General features: G+C 59.4%; 24 protein-coding genes. 15 read left to right on the top strand and 9 right to left on the bottom strand.

Annotated elements, in window-relative coordinates; all coding sequences use genetic code 11:
- The first annotated feature begins 11 nt into the window (after positions 1-11).
- From PMI18_RS23875 to PMI18_RS23885, 3 genes are all read left to right on the top strand, one after another.
- Positions 12-1,094, top strand: a complete 1,083-nt coding sequence (locus tag PMI18_RS23875; RefSeq protein ID WP_007896500.1) for a 5-(carboxyamino)imidazole ribonucleotide synthase — start codon at positions 12-14, stop codon at positions 1,092-1,094.
- Between the two features lie 100 nt (positions 1,095-1,194).
- Entirely contained in the window at positions 1,195-1,443 is a 249-nt protein-coding gene (locus tag PMI18_RS23880) for a GlsB/YeaQ/YmgE family stress response membrane protein (RefSeq protein ID WP_007896499.1), read from the top strand.
- Positions 1,444-1,540: 97 nt separating this feature from the next.
- Positions 1,541-2,077, top strand: a complete 537-nt coding sequence (locus tag PMI18_RS23885; protein WP_033035947.1) for a DUF3299 domain-containing protein — start codon at positions 1,541-1,543, stop codon at positions 2,075-2,077.
- Between the two features lie 121 nt (positions 2,078-2,198).
- Here PMI18_RS23885 and PMI18_RS23890 read toward each other — a convergent pair whose 3' ends face one another.
- Together PMI18_RS23890 and PMI18_RS23895 are read right to left on the bottom strand one after the other, a co-directional pair.
- The gene (locus PMI18_RS23890; RefSeq protein WP_007896492.1) at positions 2,199-3,098 is read right to left on the bottom strand and encodes a D-hexose-6-phosphate mutarotase; all 900 of its coding nucleotides are present in this window, start codon (positions 3,096-3,098) and stop codon (positions 2,199-2,201) included.
- Positions 3,099-3,183: 85 nt separating this feature from the next.
- On the bottom strand, positions 3,184-3,588 hold the full coding sequence (locus PMI18_RS23895; protein WP_007896491.1) for an acyl-CoA thioesterase: 405 nt from the start codon (positions 3,586-3,588) through the stop codon (positions 3,184-3,186).
- 366 nt (positions 3,589-3,954) lie between these two features.
- On the opposite strand from PMI18_RS23895, the gene PMI18_RS23900 reads away from it, so the two are divergent.
- From PMI18_RS23900 to PMI18_RS23935, 8 genes are all read left to right on the top strand, one after another.
- On the top strand, positions 3,955-5,253 hold the full coding sequence (locus PMI18_RS23900; RefSeq protein ID WP_007896488.1) for an MFS transporter: 1,299 nt from the start codon (positions 3,955-3,957) through the stop codon (positions 5,251-5,253).
- Positions 5,254-5,504: 251 nt separating this feature from the next.
- Entirely contained in the window at positions 5,505-6,503 is a 999-nt protein-coding gene (locus PMI18_RS23905; RefSeq protein WP_007896487.1) for a phosphate ABC transporter substrate-binding protein PstS, read from the top strand.
- Positions 6,504-6,992: 489 nt separating this feature from the next.
- On the top strand, positions 6,993-9,026 hold the full coding sequence (locus tag PMI18_RS23910) for an ABC transporter permease subunit (protein ID WP_177319013.1): 2,034 nt from the start codon (positions 6,993-6,995) through the stop codon (positions 9,024-9,026).
- Positions 9,027-9,041: 15 nt separating this feature from the next.
- Positions 9,042-10,712 carry a phosphate ABC transporter permease PstA gene (pstA, locus tag PMI18_RS23915; RefSeq protein WP_007896485.1) on the top strand — a complete coding sequence of 557 codons (1,671 nt, stop codon included), beginning with the start codon at positions 9,042-9,044 and terminating at the stop codon, positions 10,710-10,712.
- Between the two features lie 130 nt (positions 10,713-10,842).
- Positions 10,843-11,676 (top strand): phosphate ABC transporter ATP-binding protein PstB, encoded by an 834-nt coding sequence (gene pstB, locus PMI18_RS23920; protein ID WP_007896484.1) that lies wholly within the window; start codon positions 10,843-10,845, stop codon positions 11,674-11,676.
- Positions 11,677-11,747: 71 nt separating this feature from the next.
- Positions 11,748-12,509 carry a phosphate signaling complex protein PhoU gene (gene phoU, locus PMI18_RS23925; RefSeq protein WP_007896483.1) on the top strand — a complete coding sequence of 254 codons (762 nt, stop codon included), beginning with the start codon at positions 11,748-11,750 and terminating at the stop codon, positions 12,507-12,509.
- Between the two features lie 168 nt (positions 12,510-12,677).
- On the top strand, positions 12,678-13,580 hold the full coding sequence (locus PMI18_RS23930; protein WP_007896481.1) for a response regulator: 903 nt from the start codon (positions 12,678-12,680) through the stop codon (positions 13,578-13,580).
- A 208-nt stretch (positions 13,581-13,788) separates the two neighbouring features.
- Positions 13,789-14,685 (top strand): peptidoglycan DD-metalloendopeptidase family protein, encoded by an 897-nt coding sequence (locus PMI18_RS23935; RefSeq protein WP_007896480.1) that lies wholly within the window; start codon positions 13,789-13,791, stop codon positions 14,683-14,685.
- Positions 14,686-14,887: 202 nt separating this feature from the next.
- On the opposite strand, the gene PMI18_RS23940 is transcribed toward PMI18_RS23935, so the two are convergent.
- The 3 genes from PMI18_RS23940 to phoB form a co-directional block, all read right to left on the bottom strand.
- Positions 14,888-16,228 (bottom strand): hemolysin family protein, encoded by a 1,341-nt coding sequence (locus PMI18_RS23940; RefSeq protein WP_007896477.1) that lies wholly within the window; start codon positions 16,226-16,228, stop codon positions 14,888-14,890.
- A gap of 123 nt (positions 16,229-16,351) precedes the next feature.
- Positions 16,352-17,638, bottom strand: coding sequence for a phosphate regulon sensor histidine kinase PhoR (gene phoR, locus PMI18_RS23945; RefSeq protein ID WP_238542588.1), 1,287 nt, complete (start codon positions 17,636-17,638; stop codon positions 16,352-16,354).
- A gap of 75 nt (positions 17,639-17,713) precedes the next feature.
- Complete coding sequence (phoB, locus tag PMI18_RS23950; RefSeq protein ID WP_007896474.1) at positions 17,714-18,403, bottom strand: phosphate regulon transcriptional regulator PhoB; 690 nt, start codon at positions 18,401-18,403, stop codon at positions 17,714-17,716.
- Positions 18,404-18,555: 152 nt separating this feature from the next.
- On the opposite strand from phoB, the gene PMI18_RS23955 reads away from it, so the two are divergent.
- Positions 18,556-18,933 (top strand): COG4315 family predicted lipoprotein, encoded by a 378-nt coding sequence (locus PMI18_RS23955; RefSeq protein WP_007896473.1) that lies wholly within the window; start codon positions 18,556-18,558, stop codon positions 18,931-18,933.
- Positions 18,934-19,098: 165 nt separating this feature from the next.
- On the opposite strand, the gene ubiA is transcribed toward PMI18_RS23955, so the two are convergent.
- Together ubiA and PMI18_RS23965 are read right to left on the bottom strand one after the other, a co-directional pair.
- Complete coding sequence (gene ubiA, locus PMI18_RS23960; protein ID WP_007896472.1) at positions 19,099-19,989, bottom strand: 4-hydroxybenzoate octaprenyltransferase; 891 nt, start codon at positions 19,987-19,989, stop codon at positions 19,099-19,101.
- The gene (locus PMI18_RS23965; RefSeq protein ID WP_007896469.1) at positions 19,989-20,552 is read right to left on the bottom strand and encodes a chorismate--pyruvate lyase family protein; all 564 of its coding nucleotides are present in this window, start codon (positions 20,550-20,552) and stop codon (positions 19,989-19,991) included. The genes ubiA and PMI18_RS23965 overlap by 1 nt, the downstream gene beginning before the upstream one ends.
- 200 nt (positions 20,553-20,752) lie before the next feature.
- Between PMI18_RS23965 and PMI18_RS23970 the strand changes: the two genes are divergently transcribed.
- The 3 genes from PMI18_RS23970 (at position 20,753) to PMI18_RS23980 (ending at position 22,556) form a co-directional block, all read left to right on the top strand.
- Entirely contained in the window at positions 20,753-20,920 is a 168-nt protein-coding gene (locus PMI18_RS23970) for a rubredoxin (RefSeq protein WP_007896465.1), read from the top strand.
- A gap of 19 nt (positions 20,921-20,939) precedes the next feature.
- Entirely contained in the window at positions 20,940-22,088 is a 1,149-nt protein-coding gene (locus PMI18_RS23975; protein ID WP_007896463.1) for an NAD(P)/FAD-dependent oxidoreductase, read from the top strand.
- A gap of 192 nt (positions 22,089-22,280) precedes the next feature.
- The gene (locus PMI18_RS23980; RefSeq protein WP_003213368.1) at positions 22,281-22,556 is read left to right on the top strand and encodes an HU family DNA-binding protein; all 276 of its coding nucleotides are present in this window, start codon (positions 22,281-22,283) and stop codon (positions 22,554-22,556) included.
- 134 nt (positions 22,557-22,690) lie between these two features.
- On the opposite strand, the gene PMI18_RS23985 is transcribed toward PMI18_RS23980, so the two are convergent.
- Both PMI18_RS23985 and PMI18_RS23990 read right to left on the bottom strand, forming a co-directional pair.
- Complete coding sequence (locus tag PMI18_RS23985; protein WP_007896445.1) at positions 22,691-23,302, bottom strand: Imm43 family immunity protein; 612 nt, start codon at positions 23,300-23,302, stop codon at positions 22,691-22,693.
- A 12-nt stretch (positions 23,303-23,314) separates the two neighbouring features.
- Positions 23,315-25,335, bottom strand: a 2,021-nt coding sequence (locus tag PMI18_RS23990) for an RHS repeat-associated core domain-containing protein (protein ID WP_007896443.1), incomplete at its 5' end; no start/stop codon positions are given.

Here is a 25,335-nt window from a genome sequence, read left to right as displayed (position 1 = left end):
GGTTGTTGACGATGAAAATCGGTGTAATCGGTGGCGGCCAGTTGGGTCGCATGTTGGCGCTGGCGGGCACTCCGCTGGGCATGAACTTCGCTTTCCTGGACCCGGCGCCGGATGCTTGCGCAGCCGCGTTGGGTGAACATCTGCGGGCCGATTACGGCGATCAGGATCACCTGCGTCAACTGGCCGATGAAGTCGACCTGGTAACCTTCGAGTTCGAAAGCGTCCCGGCCGAAACCGTGGCATTCCTGTCGCAATTCGTCCCGGTGTACCCGAGCGCCGAAGCCCTGCGCATCGCTCGTGATCGCTGGTTCGAAAAGAGCATGTTCAAGGACCTGGGGATTCCTACCCCCGCGTTCGCAGACATCCAGTCGCAAGCCGACCTGGACGCCGCCGTGGCTTCGATCGGTCTGCCGGCCGTGCTGAAAACCCGCACCCTGGGTTACGACGGCAAGGGCCAGAAAGTCCTGCGCAAGCCTGAAGACGTGGTCGGCACTTTCGCTGAGCTGGGCAGCGTTGCCTGCCTGCTGGAAGGCTTCGTGCCGTTCACTGGCGAAGTCTCGCTGATCGCCGTGCGCGCCCGCGATGGTGAGACCAGGTTCTATCCACTGGTTCACAACACCCACGACAGCGGCATTCTCAAGCTGTCCGTGGCCAGCACCGATCACCCGCTGCAAGCGTTGGCTGAAGATTACTCCAGCCGGGTGCTCAAGCAGCTGGAGTACGTCGGCGTGATGGCGTTCGAGTTCTTCGAAGTCGACGGCGGCCTCAAGGCCAACGAAATCGCCCCGCGTGTGCACAACTCCGGACACTGGACCACCGAAGGCGCCGAGTGCAGCCAGTTCGAAAACCACCTGCGGGCCGTCGCTGGTCTGCCGCTGGGTTCGACGGCCAAGGTCGGCGAGAGCGCGATGCTCAACTTCATCGGTGTCGTGCCGCCAGTAGAAAAAGTGATCGCGATCGACGACTGTCATTTGCATCACTACGGCAAGGCTTTCAAGGTCGGCCGCAAAGTCGGTCACGCGAGTCTGCGCTGTGCAGACCGTGAGACGTTGGCTGCGCAGATCCTCAAGGTCGAAGCGCTGATCGCCGAATAGTTTCATGTGGCAACGGCGGAACCTTCAGGGGCCGCCGTTCTCTGATGGCAGGATGCCAAAGTCTGTCTAGGCTATAGCCAATTAATCAGAGGGAAATGCCATGGGAATTATCGGAACCATCTTTATTGGCTTGATCGTCGGCCTGCTGGCTCGGTTTCTGAAACCGGGCGATGACAGCATGGGCTGGATCATGACCATCCTGCTCGGTATCGGCGGTTCGCTGGCGGCCACTTACGGCGGCCAGGCCTTGGGCATTTACCGCGCTGGCGAAGGCGCAGGTTTCATCGGTGCGCTGGTGGGCGCGGTGGTATTGCTGGTGATCTACGGTCTGATCAAAAAAAGAACCTGATTGAAGTGACAAAGCCCTCTCTGCGCCATGACCGGAGAGGGCTAGAATGCTCGGCGCTGCCATCGTCACATTGTCCTATCCTTTGCCGAGCACTTTCATGCGCCGTCTTCTGTTGACTCTTCTCTTCCTGGGCAGTGGCTTGGCCCATGCCGGCGAACTGCCGGAAACCGACTGGCTCGAACTGATGCCCAAGTCGGACCAGAAAGCCCTCGAGGCCATGCCCGAAATCGACCACAACTCCCCGGAAGCCAACGGCACCTTTACCCAAAAGGGTGGCATGAAGCAGAGCAAGGGCTTGCCGGCGGTGATGTACTCGACCAAAACCGTGCCGTCGATGAACGACAAGCACATCCGCATTGGCGGTTATCCGGTGCCGCTGGAATCCGACGCCAAGGGCCACAGCACGCTGTTCTTCCTTGTGCCGTACCCGGGCGCTTGCATCCACGTGCCGCCACCGCCACCAAACCAGTTGGTGCTGGTGCGTTATCCAAAAGGCTTGAAGCTGAACGATATCTACACGCCGCTGTGGGTGACGGGCACGTTGAAGATCGAGAAGGTCAACAACGACCTGGCGGATGCGGCGTATGCGCTGGACGCGGCGCAGGTGCGGGTGGTGCAGGAGTCTGATCTCTAGCAGCCACCGAATAACTGTGGGAGCCAGCCTGCTGGCGATAGCGGTCCGTCAGATACTTTCAAGTTGACTGACACGACGCCATCGCCAGCAGGCTGGCTCCCACATTTCATTGCGGTATGGCTTAGAGCGGTTTTGCGCCGATGCTGACGCCCAAGGTATGACTTGCCCCCGGTGCCAGTGTCACCACATCACCCATCACATTCGCCGTTTCAATGCACAGCATGCGCTGCCAGCCATCGTCGGCCATGTCGCTGAATGCCGCGGCGCGGTCGATCCAGGGGTTCCAGATTACCGCCGAGCGCGAACCGCTGCTGGTCAGTTCAATGCGTCGTTCCCAGTGTGGGTCAACAATGCTCAGCTTCGGCGGGGTATTGAGATAGATGCGGTCAGTCTCGCCGGTAAAATGCAGATCACCGGTCTGGGTGACGGTTTTCCAGTCGTCCAGGGTTTCGATATAGCTCAAGCCATCCACCCCTTCGACATGCACGTTGCGCACATCGCTGACCGCGAAATAGCTGTGCAATGCCTGGCTGATGGAGACGTGTTCGGCGCCCTTGTTCTCGCTGGTCAGGCTGATGTGCAACTGCTCATCCAGACGAATGCCCAGCCTCAATCCCACCTGATGCGGCCAGCCTGGCAAGCCGCCTTCGGGGTAGGGCAGGACGAATTCCACTTTCAGGCTTTCGCCCTCGGTTTCGATGCTACCCAGTTCCCAGTCCATCGCTCGCACCAGCCCGTGGGCGGTCGGCGGTTCCTGGCTGACGCGCATGGCCTGGACACTCTGCGGGTTGCGCGACAGGTTGCCGAACCACGGCCAGCACACCGGCACGCCGGCGCGGATGCTTTTGCCAGCTTTGAACACCGCCTCGTCGTTGAGCCAGATCAGCGGCGGCTCGCCAGCCAGTTGATAACTGAGGATGTGCGCGCCTTGCTGGGCTACCAGCAATTCGGCCTGACCGTGGCGGATGCGCCAGCAGTTCAGTTCATCCAGTTTCACGGCTTCAACGTTGGGCGTGCTCATGGGGCAACTCTCGATCAGGAACAATGACTGCAATGGACCGCAAAACGGTCGCCGGGTTTAACGCACCGTTTTTACCCGCTCTGGTTTAACGAGCTCTAGGCGGAACCGAACGAGTGCGGCCGCTACCGTCGATGGCGACGAACACGAAGACGGCTTCGGTGACTTTACGCCATTCGCTGGACAGTGGATCGTCGCTCCAGACTTCGACCATCATCTGAATCGAGCTGCGGCCGATTTCCAGGGCCTGGGTATAGAAGGAGAGCTGAGCACCCACCGCTACCGGCACCAGGAACGCCATGCGATCGATCGCAACGGTGGCTACGCGACCACCGGCAACTTTGCTGGCCATTGCGGTACCGGCCAAATCCATCTGCGCCACCAGCCAGCCGCCGAAAATATCGCCAAAGCCATTGGTTTCGCGTGGAAGCGCGGTGATTTGCAGGGCCAGGTCGCCTTGCGGGATTGGATCTTCTTGTTCGAGCTCTATCATGCCGGGGGTGCCTCTGACCCGTGACTCTTCATTGGTACTTCAGGTTGAATAGCCGTCTCTAAGAAAAACGATTCAGCCCCGAACATACTACGTTCGTCACGTTTTTCGTAAGGCGCCTAAAGGGAAACTCTGCGAAATCGGCTGACGGATGCCAACGACGGTTTCGCACAGCAACCCTTACAAGCCGTTGCAATGTTGGGAGTATATCGATCGGTAGACTCCGAGACGACCGTCCGGTTCTCATTTCGACCGTCAAATACGCGCCTCTATGTGCTTTTTCGAACAATTTGCTATCGTGCCGAACCTGCCCAAGCCTCCGCCAGCGTTGTTGAGGTTGCAGATCCGACTATAAGAGAAGCCCTTGCCATGACCACAGCGCCCTCGAGCATCGCGCAGCCTACCCAATCCACACGTCCGCTGACCCGCAACGACTATAAGACGTTATCGCTGTCTGCCTTGGGCGGCGCGCTGGAGTTTTACGACTTCATCATCTTTGTGTTCTTCGCCACGGTGGTCGGCAAACTGTTCTTCCCCGCCGACATGCCCGAGTGGCTGCGCCTGATGCAGACGTTCGGCATCTTCGCCGCCGGCTACCTGGCGCGGCCGCTGGGCGGCATCGTCATGGCGCACTTCGGTGACCTGCTGGGGCGCAAGAAGATGTTCACCTTGAGCATTTTCATGATGGCAGTGCCGACCCTGATCATGGGCTTGCTGCCAACTTATGCGCAGATAGGTATGTGGGCGCCGATCCTGTTGCTGCTGATGCGGGTAATTCAGGGCGCGGCGATTGGCGGTGAGGTGCCTGGGGCTTGGGTGTTCGTTTCCGAGCACGTGCCGCAGCGGCACATCGGTTATGCCTGCGGCACGCTGACCTGCGGTCTGACCGCCGGTATTCTTTTGGGCTCATTGGTCGCCACCGCGATCAACAGCATTTACACACCGATTGAAGTCTCGGATTACGCCTGGCGGATCCCGTTCCTGCTGGGCGGCGTGTTTGGCCTGTTCTCGGTCTACCTGCGCCGCTGGCTCCACGAAACCCCGGTGTTCGCCGAGCTGCAATTGCGCAAAGCCCTGGCCGAGGAAGTGCCGCTGCGTGCCGTATTACGTGACCATCGCGGGGCGATTCTGATTTCCATGCTGCTGACCTGGCTGCTGTCCGCCGGCATCATCGTGGTCATTCTCATGACCCCGACCGTGTTGCAGACCGTTTACCACTTCGCACCGACTACCGCGTTGCAGGCCAACAGCCTGGCGATCGTGTTCCTGAGCCTGGGCTGTGTGGCCTCCGGTGCATTGGCTGACCGCTTCGGCGCTGGCCGGGTGTTCGTGTTCGGTAGCGCCGCGCTGCTGATCAGTTCGTGGACGTTCTATCACAGCCTGTTCAACCATCCCGACTGGCTGTTCCCGATGTATGCCCTGACCGGTCTGCTGGTCGGCACTATCGGTGCGGTGCCGTACGTGATGGTCAAAGCCTTCCCGGCGGTGGTGCGGTTCAGCGGGTTGTCGTTTTCCTACAACCTGGCTTACGCGATTTTCGGTGGGCTGACGCCGATGGTGGTGACGTTGCTCTTGAAGGAAAGCCCGATGGGGCCGGCCTATTATGTGGCGATCATTTGTGGTGTCGGGATTTTGGTGGGTGGATATCTCTGGAAGAAAGGTCGCTAAGCCGACTTTTTGCAACGTCTGCACCGACGCCTTCGCGGGCAAGCCTCGCTCCTACAGGATTAGCCTCATTTCAAAATTGATGCATGACCTGTAGGAGCGAGGCTTGCCCGCGAAGAACGATAACGCGGTCTGCCTGCGAAAAAACCAAATACTGGCCTTTCATCCAATTGTCATATTTCAGCCATAGAGTGTTCACACGGCCTGCTGATACTTGGCCCCGACTTAACACACCTATCTGCTAGGAGTAAGGCATGAAACTGAAGCGTTTGATGGCGGCAATGACTTTTGTCGCTGCTGGCGTTGCGACTGCCAACGCGGTTGCCGCTGTTGACCCGTCGATCCCGAGCTACACCAAGACCACTGGTGTGTCGGGCAACCTGTCCAGCGTCGGCTCCGATACCCTGGCCAACCTCATGACCCTGTGGGCTGAGAACTACAAAAAAGAATACCCGAACGTAAACATCCAGATTCAGGCTGCCGGTTCTTCTACTGCGCCACCTGCGTTGACTGAAGGCACCGCTAACCTGGGCCCGATGAGCCGCAAGATGAAGGACAACGAACTGCAAGCCTTCGAAACCAAGTACGGCTACAAGCCTACCGCTATCCCGGTTGCTGTGGATGCCTTGGCGGTGTTCGTACACAAAGACAACCCGATCCAGCACCTGACCATGGAACAGGTCGATGCGATCTTCTCCTCGACGCGTCTGTGCGGCGGTAAAACCGATGTGAAAACCTGGGGCGATCTGGGTGTGACCGGCGATCTGGCCAACAAGCCGGTGCAACTGTTCGGTCGTAACTCGGTATCCGGCACTTACGGCTACTTCAAGGAAGAAGCCCTGTGCAAAGGCGACTTCAAGCCGAACGTCAACGAACAACCAGGCTCGGCTTCGGTCGTGCAATCGATCAGCTCTTCGCTGAACGGCGTGGGTTACTCGGGCATCGGCTACAAGACCGCCAGCGTGAAAACCGTGGCCCTGGCCAAGAAAGGCAGCACCGAGTTCGTTGAAGACACTGAAGAAAACGCCCTGAACGGCAAGTATCCGCTGTCGCGTTTCCTCTACGTTTACGTCAACAAGGCTCCGAACAAGCCTCTGGCCCCGCTGGAAGCCGAGTTCGTGAAACTGATTCTGTCCAAACAGGGTCAGGAAGTGGTTGTGAAAGACGGCTACATCCCGCTGCCAGCCAAGGTTGCTGCAAAAGCACTGGCTGACCTGGGTCTGCAAGAAGGCGGCAACGTCGCAAAAAAGTAAAACCCTAGGTCCGGGTTAAACCCGGACCTGTGTAGGAGCGAGGCTTGCCCGCGAAAGCGGTGGGTCAGTCAACATTGATGTTGAATGTAACGACCCCTTCGCGGGCAAGCCTCGCTCCTACAAATGCCGGTAAATACCGGCCCCCAAATTTCCAATCCACTGCCAGTTCCCGCTGGCGGCGGATTTGTTGCGTCACTGCATTGTCATCTTTCTGTCATACAGGATCGCTAGGGTGTGCGCATGAATGATCTGGCCAATTCCACCATGACTACAAATCCCCCCAAGCGAATTGACTTCAATACGCCTGAGCTGCAACGCAAGCGCCGTATTCGTGCGCTGAAAGATCGCCTGACCCGCTGGTACGTCCTCGTCGGCGGCCTCGCCGTTCTTGCCGCGATCACCCTGATCTTTTTCTTCCTCGGTTACGTCGTCGCGCCGCTGTTCCAGGGGGCCGACCTGACCGCCAAAGACGCCATCACGCCCGCCTGGATGCAAGACGCCGGCAAGCCACTGATGATTTCGCTCGAAGAACAGAACCAGGTCGCCATGCGGGTTTCCGACAAGGGCCAGGCATTGTTCTTTGATATCGACACGGGCACTGAGCTGCGCCGCGTCGACCTGCCGATTCCGGCCGGCACCAGCGTGACCTCCATCGGTGAAGATCAACCTGGCCAGCCATTGGTGGCGGTGGGCTTGTCCAACGGTCAGGCGCTGGTGTTCCGTCACTCCTATAAAGTCAGCTACCCGGAAGGCAAGAAAACCATCTCGCCGGCCATTGAATACCCGTACGGCGAAACGCCAATTGTGCTGAACGAGGCGGGCGGCGCTCTGGAGCACGTCAGCCTAAACGCTGCCGATTCGACCCTGCTGCTGGCCGGCTCCACCGGTGCGCAGTTGCATGTCCTGTCGCTGACCAGCGAAGAAAACATGATGACCGGTGAAGTCACCAACGAGCAGAAGCGCATTGAGCTGCCGCAAATGACCGAGCCGGTGAAGAACATCTTCATCGACCCGCGTCAGCAGTGGTTGTACGTGGTCAATGGTCGCGCTCAGGCCGACGTTTTCAGTCTGCGCGACAAGAGCCTTAACGGGCGCTACAAACTGCTTGAAGACGGCAATACCGAAGTCACCGCTATTACCCAATTGCTGGGCGGCATCTCGCTGATCGTCGGTGACTCCAAGGGTGGTCTGGCCCAATGGTTCATGGCTCGCGACCCGGATGGCGAGCAGCGTCTGAAGCAGATTCGTACTTTCCAGATGGGCACTGCGCCGATCGTTGAAATCACCGCCGAAGAACGCCGCAAAGGCTTCGTTGCCCTCGATGCGTCCGGCAAGCTGGGCGTGTTCCACAGCACCGCTCACCGCACTTTGCTGGTGGATCAGGTGGTCGACGGCCAAGGCCTTTTCGGCATGTCGCCACGGGCCAACCGCGTGATCGTGGAGCAGGGCGGAAAGCTGCAACCGTTGCTGCTCGACAACCCGCACCCGGAAGTCTCGTGGAGCGCGTTGTGGAGCAAGGTCTGGTACGAGAACTACGACGAGCCTAAATACGTCTGGCAATCGACCGCGGCCAACACCGACTTCGAACCCAAGCTGAGCCTCTCGCCGTTGACTTTCGGTACCTTGAAAGCTGCGTTCTACGCGATGCTGCTGGCCGCGCCACTGGCCGTCGCCGCGGCGATCTACACCGCGTACTTCATGGCTCCGGGCATGCGTCGCAAGGTCAAGCCGGTGATCGAGCTGATGGAAGCGATGCCGACGGTGATCCTCGGCTTCTTCGCCGGCCTGTTCCTGGCGCCGTATGTGGAAGGGCATTTGCCCGGCATCTTCAGCCTGCTGATGCTCCTGCCGATTGGCATTCTGGTGGCGGGTTTCGTCTTCAGTCGCCTGCCTGAGTCCATCCGCCTGAAAGTGCCGGACGGCTGGGAAAGCGCGATCCTGATCCCGGTGATTCTGTTTGTGGGCTGGCTGTCGCTGTACATGAGCCCATACATGGAAACCTGGTTCTTCGGCGGCGACATGCGCATGTGGATCTCTCACGATCTGGGCATCACCTACGACCAGCGCAACGCTCTGGTGGTTGGCCTGGCCATGGGCTTCGCGGTCATTCCGAACATCTATTCCATCGCCGAAGATGCCGTGTTCAGCGTGCCTCGCGGCCTGACCCTGGGCTCCCTGGCCCTCGGTGCCACACCGTGGCAGACCATGACCCGCGTGGTGATCCTCACCGCCAGCCCGGGCATCTTCTCTGCACTGATGATCGGCATGGGCCGCGCGGTGGGTGAAACCATGATTGTGCTGATGGCCACCGGTAACACCCCGGTCATGGAAATGAACCTGTTCGAAGGCCTGCGCACCCTGGCGGCCAACGTTGCGGTGGAAATGCCCGAATCGGAAGTCGGCGGCAGCCACTACCGCGTGCTGTTCCTCTCGGCGCTGGTGCTGCTGTTGTTCACCTTCATCATGAACACCCTCGCGGAACTGATTCGTCAGCGTCTGCGCAAGAAATACTCGTCGCTTTAAGAAAGGTAGAAGTCTGTGAAACAGAACTCCCTGAATGGATGGTTCAAGAGCGGCGCCCCCGGCGTCTGGATCAGCGGTGGCGCGGTGTCCATTGCGGTCATCATGACCATTGGCCTGCTGGCGGTGATTGCCGTGCGCGGCTTGGGTCACTTCTGGCCGGCGGACCTGATCCACGCCAGTTACGACGTGCCGGGCCAAGCCAACCACCTCGTCATCGGCGAAGTGGTGCAGAAGGAAGAAGTGCCACGCGAGCGCCTGAAAAGTGCTGGCCTGCCGGTGCCCGATCAAGGCCCGGAGTTCATGACCCGCGAGCTGATCAAGGTCGGCAACCGTGATCTGAATGGCACCGACTTCACCTGGATTGTCGGCGAGTGGCTGACCAACCAGAAAACCCCGCCTGAGCTGATGGCCATCGAGCGTCGCGAGTGGGGCAACTTCTATGGCTATCTGGTCAACGTCAAACAGGATGGCAAGGTCATCGCTGAAGGCGAGGCCGCATGGCCTGAGTTGCAGGCGCGTGTCGAGCGTGTCAACCAGCTCGCCGCACAGCTCAAGACCCTGGAAAAGGTCGACATTGGCGCGATCAACGCGGGTCTCGAACGCGTGCGTCTGCACGGTCGCAAACTGGAACTGGCCGGCCGTCTCGACGCTGCCGCGCAAGCGGACCTGGAGTCTGAGCGCGCCGAACTGAATGCCCGTTATCAGGACATCGAAGCGCGTCTGAATGATCTGCACGCTCAGTTCAACCGCGACAGCCTGACCGCTCGCGATGCCAACGGTAAAGAAGTCGAAATCGGCATCGGTAAAGTGGTTCACGCCTACCAGCCGAACGCCATGGGCACCTTCACCAAGATCGGCTTCTACTTCAGCAAGGTCTGGGAATTCCTCAGTGACGACCCGCGTGAAGCCAACACCGAAGGCGGGATTTTCCCGGCGATTTTCGGCACTGTGATGATGACCCTGATCATGGCGATGATCGTGACGCCGTTCGGCGTGCTGGCGGCGGTCTACCTGCGTGAATATGCACGTCAGGGGCCGATGACTCGCCTGATCCGCATCGCGGTGAACAACCTGGCGGGTGTTCCGGCCATCGTTTACGGTGTGTTCGGTCTGGGTTTCTTCGTCTACGTGCTCGGCGGTTCGGTCGACCGGTTGTTCTTCCCTGAAGCAATGCCGGCGCCGACCTTCGGTACGCCTGGCCTGCTTTGGGCTTCGCTGACCCTGGCGCTGCTGGCCGTGCCGGTGGTGATCGTGGCCACCGAAGAAGGCCTGGCGCGGATTCCTCGCACCGTGCGTGAAGGCTCGTTGGCCCTCGGCGCGACCAAGGCCGAAACCTTGTGGAAGATCGTGCTGCCGATGGCCAGCCCGGCGATGATGACCGGCATGATCCTCGCCGTGGCCCGTGCCGCCGGTGAAGTGGCGCCGCTGATGCTGGTGGGCGTGGTGAAACTGGCGCCATCGCTGCCGCTGGATGGCAACTACCCGTACTTGCACCTGGACCAGAAGATCATGCACTTGGGCTTCCACATTTATGACGTCGGCTTCCAGAGCCCGAACGTCGAAGCCGCGCGGCCACTGGTGTACGCCACCGCCTTGCTGCTGGTACTGGTGATCGCCACGCTCAACTTGTCGGCGGTTTATATCCGTAACCATCTGCGCGAAAAATACAAAGCGCTGGATAGCTGATTTCTTATGTGGGAGCCAGCCTGCTGGCGATGGCATCACCGCGGTTTACAGATTGACCGCGTTGCCTGAATCGCCAGCAGGCTGGCTCCCACAAAAACCGAACCGAATTTGTTAGCACAGGGAGCCTCCCATGCAGCACGAAGCACACACTCACGGCATCAACATGTCGGCCTTGGGCCGCGACAAACAGAGCCTGAGCCTCGAGCAGGAAACCGTGGCCATCGAAGTGCCGGGGCTGAGCCTGTTCTACGGCGACAAACAGGCACTGTTCGACGTCAGCATGAACATCCCGAAACAGCGCGTGACGGCCTTCATCGGCCCGTCCGGCTGCGGCAAGTCCACGCTGCTGCGCACCTTCAACCGCATGAACGACCTGGTTGACGGTTGCCGTGTCGAAGGCGCGATCAACCTCTACGGCAACAACATCTACCGCAAGGGCGAGGACGTGGCCGAGTTGCGTCGCCGGGTCGGCATGGTGTTCCAGAAGCCGAACCCGTTCCCGAAAACCATCTACGAAAACGTGGTTTACGGTCTGCGCATCCAGGGTATCAACAAGAAACGCATTCTCGACGAAGCCGTCGAGTGGGCGTTGAAAGGTGCGGCGCTGTGGGATGAGGTCAAAGACCGTCTGCACGAGTCGGCACTCGGCCTGTCCGGTGGTCAGCAGCAACGTCTGGTGATTGCCCGCACCATCGCCGTGGAGCCGGAAGTGCTGCTGCTCGACGAACCGTGCTCGGCACTCGACCCGATCTCCACGCTGAAAGTCGAAGAGCTGATCTACGAACTGAAATCCAAGTTCACCATTGTTATCGTGACCCACAACATGCAGCAGGCCGCGCGGGTTTCCGACTACACGGCGTTCATGTACATGGGCAAACTGGTGGAGTTCGGCGACACCGATACTCTGTTCACCAATCCGGCGAAGAAGCAGACCGAAGACTACATTACCGGTCGTTACGGCTAGGAAGCCGTGGTTGCTCACTGAACTGTCGCTGCGGCCCACCGCACCTTACCGGACGCTCCAAGGACGCCAACATGATTAGTAAAGAAGGCCTTACCCATCACATCTCCGCGCAGTTCAACGCTGAGCTCGAGGAAGTGCGCAGCCACCTCCTGGCCATGGGCGGGCTGGTCGAGAAGCAGGTCAACGACGCGGTCACCGCGCTGATCGAGGCCGACTCCGGCCTGGCCCAGCAAGTGCGCGAGATCGACGACCAGATCAACCAGATGGAACGCAACATCGACGAAGAATGCCTGCGCATTTTGGCCCGTCGTCAGCCGGCGGCGTCAGACTTGCGTCTGATCATCAGCATCTCCAAGTCGGTGATCGACCTTGAGCGCATTGGTGATGAAGCCACCAAGATCGCCCGTCGTGCCATTCAGTTGTGCGAAGAAGGCGAAGCCCCACGCGGTTACGTTGAGGTTCGCCACATCGGTGACCAAGTGCGCAATATGGTTCGCGATGCCCTGGACGCGTTTGCCCGCTTCGACGCCGACCTGGCGTTGTCGGTGGCGCAGTACGACAAGATCATCGACCGCGAATACAAGACCGCGCTGCGTGAACTTGCCACCTACATGATGGAAGATCCGCGCTCTATCTCGCGGGTCTTGAGCATTATCTGGGTACTGCGTTCCCTGGAGCGGATCGGTGACCATGCACGCAATATCTCGGAACTGGTGATTTACCTGGTGCGCGGCACCGACGTGCGTCACTTGGGCCTCAAGCGCATGAAGGAAGAAGTTGAAGGCACAAGTGCCGAAACCGCTAATGTTCCGGGCAAAGCTGACGATAAGTAAGATTGCCCCTAGGAAAGCGCCCGGCCCTTTGGCCGGGCGTTTTTGTTTGTGTGGCTTTTGAATAGAAAAGCAGCACCCGCGAACGAAAAGTCCCGGCGTGACTGAAGAGTTTTGGCAAAGTGCCATCAGCCAGCGTTATGCTTGCCGGGATTTTTAAAGGGGTGTTGGATGAGCAAGATCAGTGTGTTGGTCGTGGACGATGCAGCGTTCATTCGTGACCTGGTAAAGAAGTGCCTGCGTAACTATTTCCCGGGTATCCGGACCGAAGATGCCATCAATGGCAAAAAGGCCCAGGCCATGCTGGCCAAGGAAGCGTTCGACCTCGTCCTGTGCGACTGGGAAATGCCGGAAATGTCTGGTCTGGAACTGCTGACCTGGTGCCGCGAGCAGGACAACCTCAAAACCATGCCCTTCGTGATGGTGACCAGCCGTGGCGACAAGGAGAACGTCGTCCAGGCGATTCAGGCCGGCGTTTCCGGCTACGTCAGCAAGCCGTTCACCAACGAGCAACTGCTGACCAAGGTCAAGCAGGCCCTGAACAAGGTCGGCAAACTTGACGCCTTGATGAGCGGTGCGCCGACCAAAATAAACTCGGCGTTCGGCAACGATTCCCTGAGCGCGTTGACCGGTGGCAAGGCCGCTGTCGTCGCGCCAGCCCCGGCTGCCGCGCCGTCTCGCGGTTTGCTCAACAGCCCGCCGGTCAAGGCACCGGTCGCTGCTTCCGCGCCTGCCAGCGGGCGCGGTCAAGGCCAGCTGCGCTTGCCGAGCGGCATTCAACAATGTGTGATCAAGGCCTTGAGCATCAAGGAAGCATTGCTGGTGGTGAAACGCACCGACACCCTGCCGCAAGTCCTCGACAGCGCCGTACTGGACCTGGAGCAGGGCGACAACGCCGAAATCGCCCGTCTCAACGGTTACCTGCACGCCATCGTTGCCCACGAGCCAAAGCCTGATAGCGAGTGGCTGCAACTGACCTTCCGCTTTGTCGATCAGGATGCGCAGAAGCTCGACTACATCTCCCGCCTGATCGCCCGTGGCACCGCGCAGAAGCATTTCGTACCGGGCGCGTAATCTTCGCCGCCTGACAGCCCGTCTTCGCGGGCAAGCCTCGCTCCTACAGGTTCACCGTTTACCTGTAGGAGCGAGGCTTGCCCGCGAAGGGGGCCATCGAATTCACCGCACATCCCCTGAACCGTCCATTTTGAAACATCTGTCGACTACGCTGGTCCATTTCAGCTGCTAGGCTCCTTTCCAGGCCTTACTCGACAGAATCTTGCCCATGCTCGCGCGCCTGCTGTTTTTCTGTGGTCTGTTCATGGCCTCCACCTCGGCTGTGGCCATGACGATTTATCGGTCCACCGACGCCAGTGGCGTGGTCTCTTACAGCGATCGCCCCACCAAAGGCGCGAAGGTGTTCGTTTTTCGCGACCGGATGGTCGAGCGCCTTGAGCGGCAGGTGTACCTCGATATCAAGAAGCAGAGGGGCATGGACAGTGTGTTCGTGCGCAATGATCTGTATGCGCCGGTCGAGATCGAGCTGAGTTTCGCCGGGCTGAAGAACGTCAGCGGTGCACCGAGCCGACCGATCCGTCGGGTCATGCCGGCGCGCAGCAACCTTCGTCTGGCCTTGCTCAAGGCGACAAAGGCCGGAAAGCCGTTGGTCTACATCCCAAGGTTCGAATATTCACTGGGTGACCCCTCAGGGGCTGCCATGGCCTATCGATACCCGCTGCCTTGGCGTGGCGGGCCGTTTCGGTTGAGTCAGGGCGCCAATGGCCAATACAGCCACTACGGACCGAAGAACCGTTATGCGATGGACATCGCCATGCCCGAAGGCACGCCGATCATCGCGGCGCGCGGCGGGATGGTGGTGAAAACCGAGAATGGCCAGACCGGGCGCGGCAACGATCCGTCGGGCAATTTCGTGCGGGTATTGCACGATGACGGGACCATGGGCGTGTACCTGCACCTCAAGAAAGGTTCGGTCAGCGTACGGGAAGGTCAGCGAGTGACGGTGGGCAGTGCGCTGGCGCTATCGGGCAACACCGGCAACAGCAGCGGCCCGCACCTGCACTTCGTGGTGCAGCGCAATACCGGGTTGGGGCTGGTATCGATTCCGTACCAGTTCAATCAACCGGTAGGCGCGTTGCCCAACTTTGCGTTGGGCAAGCAGTGAAGACGATGGAGATGGATATCTAATGTGGCGACGGGGCTTTTGTGGCGAGGGAGCTTGCTCCCGTTGGGCTGCGAAGCGGCCCCCGCGCTCGCAATCGCGGTCACTCGAGCATTACCGCATTCACCGGTTAGCGACTGCTGCGCAGCCGAGCGGGAGCAAGCTCCCTCGCCACAAACAGCCCTTCACCCTGCGAATGTGATGCTCAATCCAGCATCAACACCTTGGCCAAAATGATCTTCGGCCCTTTCATCTTCTTGATGATGATCCGCAAGCCTTCGACTTCCAGCACTTCTTCCTCTTCCGGCACCCGTTTCAGGGTTTCGTAGACTAGCCCGGCGAGGGTTTCCGCTTCGATGTGGTCCAGATCGATGCCCAACAGGCGTTCGACCTTGAACAGCGGTGTATCACCCCGCACGAGCAGTTTGCCCGGCTGATACGCGAGGATCCCGCGTTCGGCCTTGCGGTGTTCGTCCTGAATGTCGCCCACCAGCACTTCCAGCACGTCTTCCATGGTCAGGTAGCCGATGATGTTACCGTCGGCTTCCTCGACCACAGCGAAATGCGAACCGCCCTTGCGGAACTGTTCCAGCAACTGCGACAGCGGCATGTGGCGAGACACGCGCTCCAGCGGGCGGGTCAGCTCGGCGAGGTTGAACGACTCGGGAATGTGATCCAGTGCGGCCAATTCAAGCAGCAAATCCTTGATGTGCAGCAGGCCGACGAACTCCTGGCGCTCGCTGTCATACACCGGGTAGCGGCTGAACTTGTGGCGACGGAACATCGCCAGAATTTCCTTGAGCGGCGCGTTGAACTCCAGCGTCACCAGGTCTTCCCGGGAGTTGGCCCAGTCGACCACTTCCAGCTCGCCCATTTCCACCGCCGAGGCCAAAACGCGCATGCCTTGGTCACTCGGGTCCTGGCCACGGCTGGAGTGCAGGATCAATTTCAGTTCTTCACGGCTGTAATGGTGCTCGTGATGCGGGCCGGGTTCACCCTGGCCGGCGATCCGCAGGATCTGGTTGGCGCTGGCGTTGAGCAAGTAGATGGCCGGGTACATGGCCCAGTAGAACAGGTACAGCGGCACCGCCGTCCAGAGCGACAGCAGCTCGGGTTTGCGGATGGCCCAGGATTTCGGGGCCAGTTCGCCGACCACGATGTGCAAGTACGAAATGATGAAGAACGCCGTGAAGAACGACACGCCTTTGACCACTTCGGCGGACTCTACGCCAACGGCGCTCAGCACCGGCTCGAGAATATGGGCGAACGCCGGTTCACCGACCCAGCCCAGGCCGAGGGAGGCGAGGGTGATACCCAGCTGGCAGGCCGAGAGGTAAGCATCGAGCTGATTGTGCACGGTGCGCAGGATATGTCCGCGCCAGCCGTGTTGTTCAGCGATGGCTTCGACCCGGGTCGAGCGCAGTTTGACCATGGCAAATTCCGCCGCAACGAAAAAGCCGTTGAGCAAAACCAGGATCAGAGCAAAAAGAATCATGCCGAAATCGGCGAAGAGTGTCGCGAGGGTCAAGCCAGGGGAAGGGTCCATGATGGGGGTTTGCGGGTTCCGTGTATTCGAAAGGAAAGAAAAAAGTGCGCCTGAAGGGCAGGCACAAGTCAGCCAATGTAGCGGCTGACTCTTGACTTGCCTAGTGGCGGGTGCTGGCCGGTATCAATCGGCGGCGCTAATGACGCGGGATTTGGTGACTTGGGCTGGCGCAAAATGGCAGGTAAACGTGCTGCCGTGACCCGGCACACTGCTGATTTCCATGCGTGCCCGGTGGCGCAACAACACATGTTTGACGATGGCCAACCCCAGCCCGGTGCCGCCGGTGTTGGAGTTGCGGCTGGAGTCGACGCGGTAGAAGCGTTCGGTCAGGCGCGGCAAGTGTTTGCTGTCGATGCCGATCCCCGAATCCTGCACGCTCAGGTGTGCGCCTTGATCATCACCCCACCAGCGAATGCGGATGTTGCCATCGGCCGGGGTGTATTTCACTGCGTTAAACACCAGATTGGAAAACGCGCTACGCAATTCGGCTTCGCTGCCCTTGAGCAGAATCGTCGGATCGGCTTCCAGGGTGATGTGCTGATTGCGTTGGCCGGACAGTTGCTGAGCGTCGCCCTTGATCGATTGCAGCAGGCTGTCGATGGACACCGGTTGATTGTCCGACGGGTAATCGGTGGCTTCCAGTTTGGCCAGCAGCAGCAAATCGTTAAGCAAGGTCTGCATGCGTCCGCCTTGCTGCTGCATCTGCTGCAGGGCGCGGGTCCAGCGCGGGTTCACTTCCTCGACGTTGTCGAGCAGGGTTTCAAGGTAGCCGCAGATCACCGTCAGCGGTGTGCGCAGCTCGTGAGACACGTTGGCGATGAAGTCTTTGCGCATCTGTTCCAGCTGATGAATACGCGTCACGTCGCGCACCAGCATCAAGTGTTCGTTGTTGCCATAACGGGTGATGTACAGCTGAATGCGCAGGCGATCATTGATCGGCGAAGGAATTTCCAGCGGTTCGGCGTAGCTGTCCTGCTCGAAGTATTCCTTGAAGCGCGGATGGCGCACCAGGTTAGTCACGGGCTGGCCACTGTCCTGTGGGGTCTTGAGGCCCAGCAGGGTTTCGGCGGCGCGGTTCCACCATTCCAGGTTGCCGTCGCTGTCGAGCATGATCACCGCGTCTTTGAGCGCGGCGGTGGATTCCTGGACCCGGTCGATCACCGCTTGCAGGCGCCCGCGCACCCGTTGGTCGCGACGTTGCAGGTGGTAGATGCTGTCGAACACTTCGCCCCACAGGCCATAGCCATCGGGCGGTGCTTCATCGGGTTTGTGCAGGCGCAGCCATTCATGCAGGCGCAGCAACTGCTTGAGGGTCCACGCCAGGTAAAGGCCCAGGCCCACGGCGAGGCTCCAGCCGTAGTAGCCGGAAATCAGGCCGATCACCAGGCAGGCGGTGACCAGCAACAGCATGTGGCGAATCAGGGTGCCATGCCAGTTTTGGTTCACGGAAAATATGCGTCCTTGTCAGCGAGTCTGGCGGTCGGCTCAGGCCTTGGTGGAAAACCGGTAGCCGGTGCCGCGCACGGTTTGTACCAGATTTTCGTAGGCATCGCCGAGGGCTTTGCGCAGGCGACGGATGTGCACGTCGACGGTGCGCTCTTCGACATAGACATTGCCGCCCCAGACCTGATCCAGCAACTGCCCGCGAGTGTAGGCACGTTCCTGGTGGGTCATGAAAAACTGCAGCAAACGGTACTCGGTCGGGCCCATCTCGGCGGGTTTGCCGTCGATGGTCACGCGGTGGCTGATCGGGTCCAGCAGCAAGCCGCCAACTTCGATCGGCGCTTCGCCATCGGTCGGGCCGGCGCGGCGCAGCACGGCCTTCAGGCGCGCCACCAGCTCTCGCGGGGAAAACGGTTTGGTGATGTAGTCATCAGCGCCGACTTCCAGGCCCTGGATCTTGTTGTCCTCTTCGCCCTTGGCGGTGAGCATGATGATCGGGATATCCCCGGTCAGCTCATCGCGCTTGAGACGGCGGGCCAGTTCAATGCCGGAGGTGCCGGGCAGCATCCAGTCGAGCAGGATCAGGTCCGGTTTGCGGTCGACGATAATGGCATGGGCCTGCTGCGAGTTCTCTGCCTCCAGGCAGTCATAGCCGGCCATTTCCAACGCAACGGCGATCATTTCACGAATGGGCGCTTCGTCGTCGACGATCAGAATGCTCCTGCCAACCATGCGTTAATCCTCTTGTCATTTAACTGTCTTGCGCCGCATTAGATAACGGAATTATTGCAGTCGTGTGACAGTATTTTAGCCGTCCTGCGATTGGCGTGATCCTGAACTAAGCTCTAAGTCCGAATCCTGACAACCACAAGAGGAAGGTTTCCATGAATCACATTGCTCAATCCTGGAAGGCCCTGCTGGTCACGGCTGCGCTAACGCTGCCGTCCCTGGCCTTCGCGGCAGACCCGGCCATGATGAAAGACGGAATGATGGTCGATCACAAAGGTATGACGCTCTATACCTTCGATAAGGACAAAGATGGCAAGTCGATGTGCACAGGTGAGTGTGCGACGAATTGGCCGCCTTTGATGGCGCCGATGGATGCCAAGTCCACAGGTGACTGGACGCCGATCAAGCGTGACGACGGCACGATGCAATGGGCTTATAAAGGCAAGCCAATGTATGGCTACAAAATGGACACGAAGCCAGGGGATGCCATGGGTGATGGTAAAGGCGGCTTCTGGCACATGTATCGGCACTGATTGGCACGCAAGATTGCACCTGTAATTGAATGGACTCGCCCAAGCCGAGGCGTCTGTGCAGCAGTCGTGAAATCCTGTGCACGCGGTTTACCTGTTACACCGCAGAGACAGATTTCACGACTGCTGCGCAGCCGAACGCAGCCTGCGGCAGCTGCTACAGATCAGTCAGCGCAACGCGTAATCCAGCACAATCCCCACGAAAATCGCCAATCCCGCCCAGTGATTGTGCAAAAACGCCTGGAAGCAGCGCATCCGGTCCTTGCTGCGGGTGTACCAGAACTCCCACGCAAAACAACCGGCCGCCGCCAGCAATCCAAGGTGGAACCAGTCGCCGAGCTGGAATTTCGAACCCGCCAGCAACAAACACCCCAACGCCAAGCCCTGCAGGGTCAGAATAATCGCCCTGTCGGCGTCGCCAAACAGAATCGCCGTGGATTTCACCCCAATCTTCAGGTCGTCGTCGCGGTCGGTCATGGCGTAATAGGTGTCGTAGCCCACGGTCCACAACAGGTTGGCGATCCACAACAACCAGGCCGCTGCCGGCAGTTCACCGGTTTCGGCGGTGAACGCCATCGGCATGCCCCAGGAAAACGCTGCGCCCAGCACCACTTGCGGGTAGTAGGTGTAGCGCTTCATAAATGGATAACTGAATGCCAGAGCCAAGCCGCCCAGCGACAGCCACACGGTCTTCGCGTTAGTACACAGCACCAGCAAGAAACTCACGCCCATCAGGACCGCGAAGAACACCAGGGCTTCTTTCGAGCTGATTTTGCCGCTCACCAGTGGCCGCTGTTCGGTGCGTTTCACGTGGCCATCGACCTTACGGTCCGCCCAATCGTTGATCACACAACCGCCGGCACGGGTCAGTACCACGCCGAGCACGAAAATCACGATATTGGCCAATGAAGGCGAACCTTCACCGGCAATCCAGAGCGCCCACAACGTTGGCCACAGCAGCAGATAAATACCGATCGGCTTGTCCATGCGGGTCAGCTGAATGAAATCCCAGGCCCGAGGATTCAAGCGGTTCAGGGACTTGAGCAGGCTCTGGTACATCAGCAATTCTCCGGATGGGCGCGGGCGGCGTTCCACAAGGTCGGCAGGAAGATCTCGGCCACCAGCACGCTCAGGGCGCCGCGATCGAAACGCGAGCGCCGGCCCCACAGTTCAGGCGCCTGAGCATCCATCGGTAGCCATGCTTGAGGATAGTGACAAACCTCAATGGCCCGGCGCTGAAACGCCTGATCGCAAAACAGCAATTCACCCAGAGAGCGGCTGCCCAATTCATCCATATGCAACCCGTCGCCCTGTAGCGCGCTACGCGCCGCCACGCTGCGGGCAAACACCCAGGCTTCACCGTGGCCGCGCAAATACACCTCGCGCACCCAGCCTTCACTGCCTTCGGCCAGCTCCAGCGCTGCACATTCGTCGGCGCGCAGCGATTGCCAGCCTTCGAACAGCGGCGTGACGCTGAAACCGTCATTCGACAAGCGGATCAGGCGCCGGGTCAGCGATCCTTCATCGAACAACCAATCGAGCGTAGACGTGTCGGGGAGGGGCGTCAGTTGGCTTCGAGAGAGCCAGAGCGGCGTCGGGGAGGGGAATTTTGAGTGCGGCACAGTGAGTCATTATTGGCAGCAAATGAGGCGGCGAGCTTACCATGTCACACGGCGATTTTGATTGATCCGGCCTGCCGTTGCGCCGAACAGGCTTGCATCTGCCGGGCGCGATCAGTACAAAACGCCCTGAGCCGGACGGCAGCGCTCCACCTATCGACCGTTCGCGCCGGCAAAAGCCTGAATCCTGAGGAAGTACCTGAATGAAAAAGTGGCAATGTGTGGTCTGCGGCCTGATCTATAACGAAGCCGAGGGCTGGCCGGACGACGGTATTGCAGCGGGCACGCCGTGGCAGGACGTGCCGGAAGACTGGCTGTGCCCGGACTGCGGCGTGGGCAAGATGGATTTCGAAATGATTGAAATCAACTAAGACAAGCAAGGAGCAAGGAATGAACGCACCTGTCGTGATCGTCGGCACTGGGCTGGCTGGCTACAACCTGGCCCGGGAGTTTCGCAAACTCGATGGCGAAACCCCGCTGCTGCTGATTACCGCAGATGATGGGCGCTCCTACTCCAAGCCGATGCTCTCTACCGGCTTCGGCAAGAATAAAGACGCCGACGGCCTGAGCATGGCCGAACCGGGCGCCATGGCCGAGCAATTGAAGGCCGAAGTGCGCACCCACACACGCATTAGCGGTATCGATCCGGGCCATAAACGCCTGTGGATCGGCGAAGAAGCGGTGATCTACCGTGACCTGATCCTGGCGTGGGGGGCAGAAACCGTGCGGGTGCCGATCGAAGGCGACGCGGCGGATGCCGTTTTCCCGATCAATGATCTTGAAGACTACGCACGCTTTCGCGCGGCCGCGGCCGGCAAGCGTCGGGTATTGCTGCTGGGCGCCGGTTTGATCGGCTGCGAATTCGCCAACGATCTCATCCTCGGTGGTTACGAGGTGCAACTGGTTGCACCGTGCGAGCAGGTCATGCCGACCTTGCTTCATCCGGCAGCGGCCGCTGCGGTCCAGGCCGGGCTAGAAGGCTTGGGCGCGCGCTTCCACCTCGGGCCGGTGCTCAATCGCTTGCAGCGAGTGGCGGACGGCCTGGAAGCGCATCTGTCCGATGGTCAGGTCATTCCTTGCGATGTGGTGGTGTCGGCCATCGGCCTGCGCCCGCGTATCGACCTGGCAGCCGCTGCCGGGCTGCAAGTCAACCGTGGCGTGGTAGTTGACCGTCATCTGAAAACCTCTCACGCCAATATCTACGCCTTGGGCGACTGCGCCGAGGTCGACGGGCTGAATCTGTTGTACGTCATGCCCCTCATGAGCTGTGCGAGAGCACTGGCCCAGACCCTCGCCGGAAACCCTACAGCGGTGAGTTATGGCCCGATGCCGATCACCGTGAAAACACCGGTCTGCCCATTGGTGGTTTCGCCGCCACCACGGGGCGCGGAAGGCGTCTGGACGGTCGAAGGGCAGGGCGCGGACATCAAGGTGCTATGCCGCGACAGCGCCGGCAAATTGCTGGGCTATGCCCTGACAGGCGCGGCGGTGATGGAAAAACTCGCCCTGAACAAAGAGCTTCCCGCCTTGCTGGCGTAAATAGCGGTCGTTCTGTCGGAATCACCCCGCTTTTGCCCCCACAAAGGTCGCGGGAAGACTGGCGCCGCTCTGAAGCGCGTGCCATCCTCACTCCCGTCTGCCGCAGAGTAGAGCACCTGCGGCGCCTTGGGCGCTGTTCCAACGAGAACAGCACGGACATAACAACAAAAAACCGTCAAAGGGGCTTCACTAATGCGTAAACCAGAACTCGCCGCTGCAATTGCGGAAAAAGCAGACCTCACCAAAGAACAGGCCAACCGCGTCCTCAACGCCGTTCTCGAAGAAATCACCGGCGCTCTGCACCGCAAAGACAGCGTCACGCTGGTGGGCTTCGGGACTTTCCTGCAACGCCATCGCGGGGCACGTACAGGCAAAAACCCGCAGACCGGTGAGCCAGTCAAAATCAAGGCCAGTAATACTGTTGCGTTCAAGCCGGGCAAGTCTTTGAAAGACAGCGTTAATCCATAATTGCGGCGAACTCCCTGAAAAACGGGGAGAACCGTATTGAAAAATGGGCACACCGATTGAATCGGGTGCCCATTTTTTGTTGGACGCAGAGATGAATTTTTAACGAAGTCCCTCTACCAGATGTTGAGTGAGACCTAGGCTCTATCAATTGAGCCGACCTTCTCCGTATCGACCACTTCTGCACCCATCAGATTTAGTTCTTTAAGTGCAGTGGCGGCGTGAGGCGAAAGAAATACGAATCCAAGTAAAGTAATTTCATCGATACTAAAAAAATCTGTGCTGACATTTTCTTTGATTGTCAGGCTGATGATATTTTTGATTTCGCCGCTCGCTCGAAAATTAATCTTCGACTGTGTCTTATCGATCACGTCCACAGGCTCCTTGTCTATTCGTTGCTGGCGCATAAAAAAATATTGGCGCTGTGCGACCGAAACGCCCTTCGGGTTGACGATCTCCAGTTCTGCGATCTCCCATCGGGAAGTCTTGAGGGTCTGGAAGGCTTTCAGGAAGCGCTCACTGACAATATGCCCCTCAAAGGCTGTGCAAAAGTCAAAGTCATAGCGCTTGTCCTTGGTAATCAGCACCAGCTTTTTCGGGAGGGGAGCGAGAGCTTCGTCGGGGCCCGCGTCGTGCCAGTCGGCATCCATCGCATCGTCATAGGCGCCAGGGCTGAACGACTCATGAATGACGCCATCAATGAAGGTGGGGCAGTTTTTGTCTTTCTTGAATGCAAGGGTATAGAACATGAAAGCCTCTTGTCAGCAAAGTCGACCGGTACTGGATTTGGTTCGTATTCTTCCTGAAACAGTCTTCTTGCGAAGGCTGCTTTGTAGTGATGAAACCTGTTGCTGTGCCTGTGCCTTGGTAATAAGTTTTGCGTTATAGCGTGCTTTGATCCTGCCCAGTTTTCTGTCCACCAGGTCCGAATAGTCCTTGTGTGAACCATTGTGGTAAACCGGTCTGCCAATGGCCGCGGCCTTTGCTTGGCTATCGGGCATCAGCAGGCCGTTGGGGGCTGTGTCCCGTGTGCCGCCCAGACCAATGGAGTTCATGAATTTGTCATGCCGCTTCCATACCGCTACCGGGATGACATGTTGGGCTTGCATGTTGTCACCAACGACGCCTCCCAGAGATGTATCGAGGACAGAGCTGGGGCTCCAGCCCCACGGGTCTGTCCAGCCAATGGGGTTGGGCCCATAACCATAGAGGTTCAGGCCGCCCGCCAAGCCAATCGGATCCGGCGTCGTAAAACGCCCCACATCCGGATCATAGAACCGAAACGTGTTGTAGTGCAGCCCGGTCTCCCGGTCCAGGTACTGACCCTGGAACCGCAGGTTCTGTTCCTCGATGTAATACGGTTCGCGTATCTCCTGGAGGGTGTTGCCCCAGACTTGATACCAGGCCTGCCACACCATGGCGCCGTTGGCTTCCGTCAGTTGCTCGGGCAGGTCGCTTAGGTCGTTGTGGTAGTAACGGACCTTCTGCAAGCCGCCGCTGCCATCGACCCGCGCCAGCGGTTCATAACCGTTATCGGCATACAGATACAGGCTGGTCTGGCTATTGCGGTGTTCCTGCAACAAGCGCAAGCCATCCCAGGTAAAGCGCGTTTCACCCAGCGGATAGCCGTTGTTGTCGTGCTCGGTCTTGCCGATTCGCCGCCCCAACGGATCGTAGGTCATGCGCACAACCGTTTCCCGCGCACCGTTTTCGTTGCGCACTTCAATCAACCGGCTTTCGGCGTCGTAGGCAAAGCGTTGCAGGCCCCGTTTGGCGCTGCGTTTTTCGATCATCCGGCCAAACGCGTCGTAGCGGTAACGCTTGTCCTGGAAGGTCAGCAGTTTGTTGTGCACCACCAGCCCGGCGCCGGGTTGCGGGCCGTCCAGCAGGTTGGCGGCGGCGTCGTAGGCGAAGGTTTCGCGCTGGCCGTGCAGGCTGTCCTGACTGGCGATGATGCGGCCGGTGGCGTCGTAGTGCAGCAGTTGGCGGTGTTGCCCGGCGGGTTGTTGGTCGAGTTTGCCGATCAGGTTGTCGGCGGGGTCGTACTCGAAATGTTTTTGCACGGCGGCCGGCATCAGCGAGGGCTGGCTGCTGTGTCGGCGTTGGCGTGAGCGTAAACGTCCGCTGCGGTCGTATTCGCTGCGGGTGCTGATCTGGCCTTGGGTGCGCAGCACTTCGCGGTGCAGGCGGTCGCGTTCGAAGTCACTGATGACCTGGCCGTCGAGGTTGATCTGATGCAGGTGGCCGCTGCCGTAGTAGAGGCGATTGATCCAGCGGCCGTCGGGCAGTTGGGTCTGGATCAGGTTGCCGAGTTCGTCGTAGTGGTAGTGCAGGCTCCCGACCGCGCTTTGTTCTTCGAGCAATTGGCCGAGGGCATCGTAGGCGAAGCTCAGGGTTTGTGCGTTGCCGTGGTGGTCGGTGAAGGTGACGGCGGTGAGCTGGTCTAATGGGTCGTAGGTGTAGTCGGTGCGGCCATCGTCGGTGATTTTGGCGATCAGCCGGCCGACGGCGTCGCGTTCCATTCGATGAACGATGGGGGCCAGAGGCGTCTCGGGGACGATGGCCAAACCGTTGCCGAAAGGCGCCGGAACAGCCGTCACCGCCGCGACGTTATCCAGCAGGTCATAGGTGTAGCGCTTGGCGCTGCCATCCAGATCCTGTTGTTCGGTCAGCCGATCGCCGGCATCCCAGGCAAACCGATAACTTTCGCCGTTCTCATTGATCAGAGTTTGCAGCCGCCCGTAGCTGTCGTACCCGAATTGCACCTGCCGGCCATGGGCGT

Source organism: Pseudomonas sp. GM102, assembly GCF_000282555.1.
Classification (GTDB): Bacteria; Pseudomonadota; Gammaproteobacteria; order Pseudomonadales; family Pseudomonadaceae; genus Aquipseudomonas.
The sequence above is the reverse complement of the archived record's forward strand: the minus strand, read 5'-3'. Positions and strand labels throughout refer to the sequence as shown.

Bases quoted from the DNA above. Each gene is read 5' to 3' on its own strand.
- PMI18_RS23875 (WP_007896500.1), top strand. From the start codon at position 12: ATGAAAATCGGTGTAATCGGTGGCGGCCAGTTGGGTCGCATGTTGGCG.
- PMI18_RS23880 (WP_007896499.1), top strand. From the start codon at position 1,195: ATGGGAATTATCGGAACCATCTTTATTGGCTTGATCGTCGGCCTGCTG.
- PMI18_RS23885 (WP_033035947.1), top strand. From the start codon at position 1,541: ATGCGCCGTCTTCTGTTGACTCTTCTCTTCCTGGGCAGTGGCTTGGCC.
- PMI18_RS23890 (WP_007896492.1), bottom strand. From the start codon at position 3,098: ATGAGCACGCCCAACGTTGAAGCCGTGAAACTGGATGAACTGAACTGC.
- PMI18_RS23895 (WP_007896491.1), bottom strand. From the start codon at position 3,588: ATGATAGAGCTCGAACAAGAAGATCCAATCCCGCAAGGCGACCTGGCC.
- PMI18_RS23900 (WP_007896488.1), top strand. From the start codon at position 3,955: ATGACCACAGCGCCCTCGAGCATCGCGCAGCCTACCCAATCCACACGT.
- PMI18_RS23905 (WP_007896487.1), top strand. From the start codon at position 5,505: ATGAAACTGAAGCGTTTGATGGCGGCAATGACTTTTGTCGCTGCTGGC.
- PMI18_RS23910 (WP_177319013.1), top strand. From the start codon at position 6,993: ATGCAAGACGCCGGCAAGCCACTGATGATTTCGCTCGAAGAACAGAAC.
- pstB (WP_007896484.1), top strand. From the start codon at position 10,843: ATGCAGCACGAAGCACACACTCACGGCATCAACATGTCGGCCTTGGGC.
- phoU (WP_007896483.1), top strand. From the start codon at position 11,748: ATGATTAGTAAAGAAGGCCTTACCCATCACATCTCCGCGCAGTTCAAC.
- PMI18_RS23930 (WP_007896481.1), top strand. From the start codon at position 12,678: ATGAGCAAGATCAGTGTGTTGGTCGTGGACGATGCAGCGTTCATTCGT.
- PMI18_RS23935 (WP_007896480.1), top strand. From the start codon at position 13,789: ATGCTCGCGCGCCTGCTGTTTTTCTGTGGTCTGTTCATGGCCTCCACC.
- PMI18_RS23940 (WP_007896477.1), bottom strand. From the start codon at position 16,228: ATGGACCCTTCCCCTGGCTTGACCCTCGCGACACTCTTCGCCGATTTC.
- phoR (WP_238542588.1), bottom strand. From the start codon at position 17,638: ATGCTGTTGCTGGTCACCGCCTGCCTGGTGATCGGCCTGATTTCCGGC.
- phoB (WP_007896474.1), bottom strand. From the start codon at position 18,403: ATGGTTGGCAGGAGCATTCTGATCGTCGACGACGAAGCGCCCATTCGT.
- PMI18_RS23955 (WP_007896473.1), top strand. From the start codon at position 18,556: ATGAATCACATTGCTCAATCCTGGAAGGCCCTGCTGGTCACGGCTGCG.
- ubiA (WP_007896472.1), bottom strand. From the start codon at position 19,989: ATGTACCAGAGCCTGCTCAAGTCCCTGAACCGCTTGAATCCTCGGGCC.
- PMI18_RS23970 (WP_007896465.1), top strand. From the start codon at position 20,753: ATGAAAAAGTGGCAATGTGTGGTCTGCGGCCTGATCTATAACGAAGCC.
- PMI18_RS23975 (WP_007896463.1), top strand. From the start codon at position 20,940: ATGAACGCACCTGTCGTGATCGTCGGCACTGGGCTGGCTGGCTACAAC.
- PMI18_RS23980 (WP_003213368.1), top strand. From the start codon at position 22,281: ATGCGTAAACCAGAACTCGCCGCTGCAATTGCGGAAAAAGCAGACCTC.
- PMI18_RS23985 (WP_007896445.1), bottom strand. From the start codon at position 23,302: ATGTTCTATACCCTTGCATTCAAGAAAGACAAAAACTGCCCCACCTTC.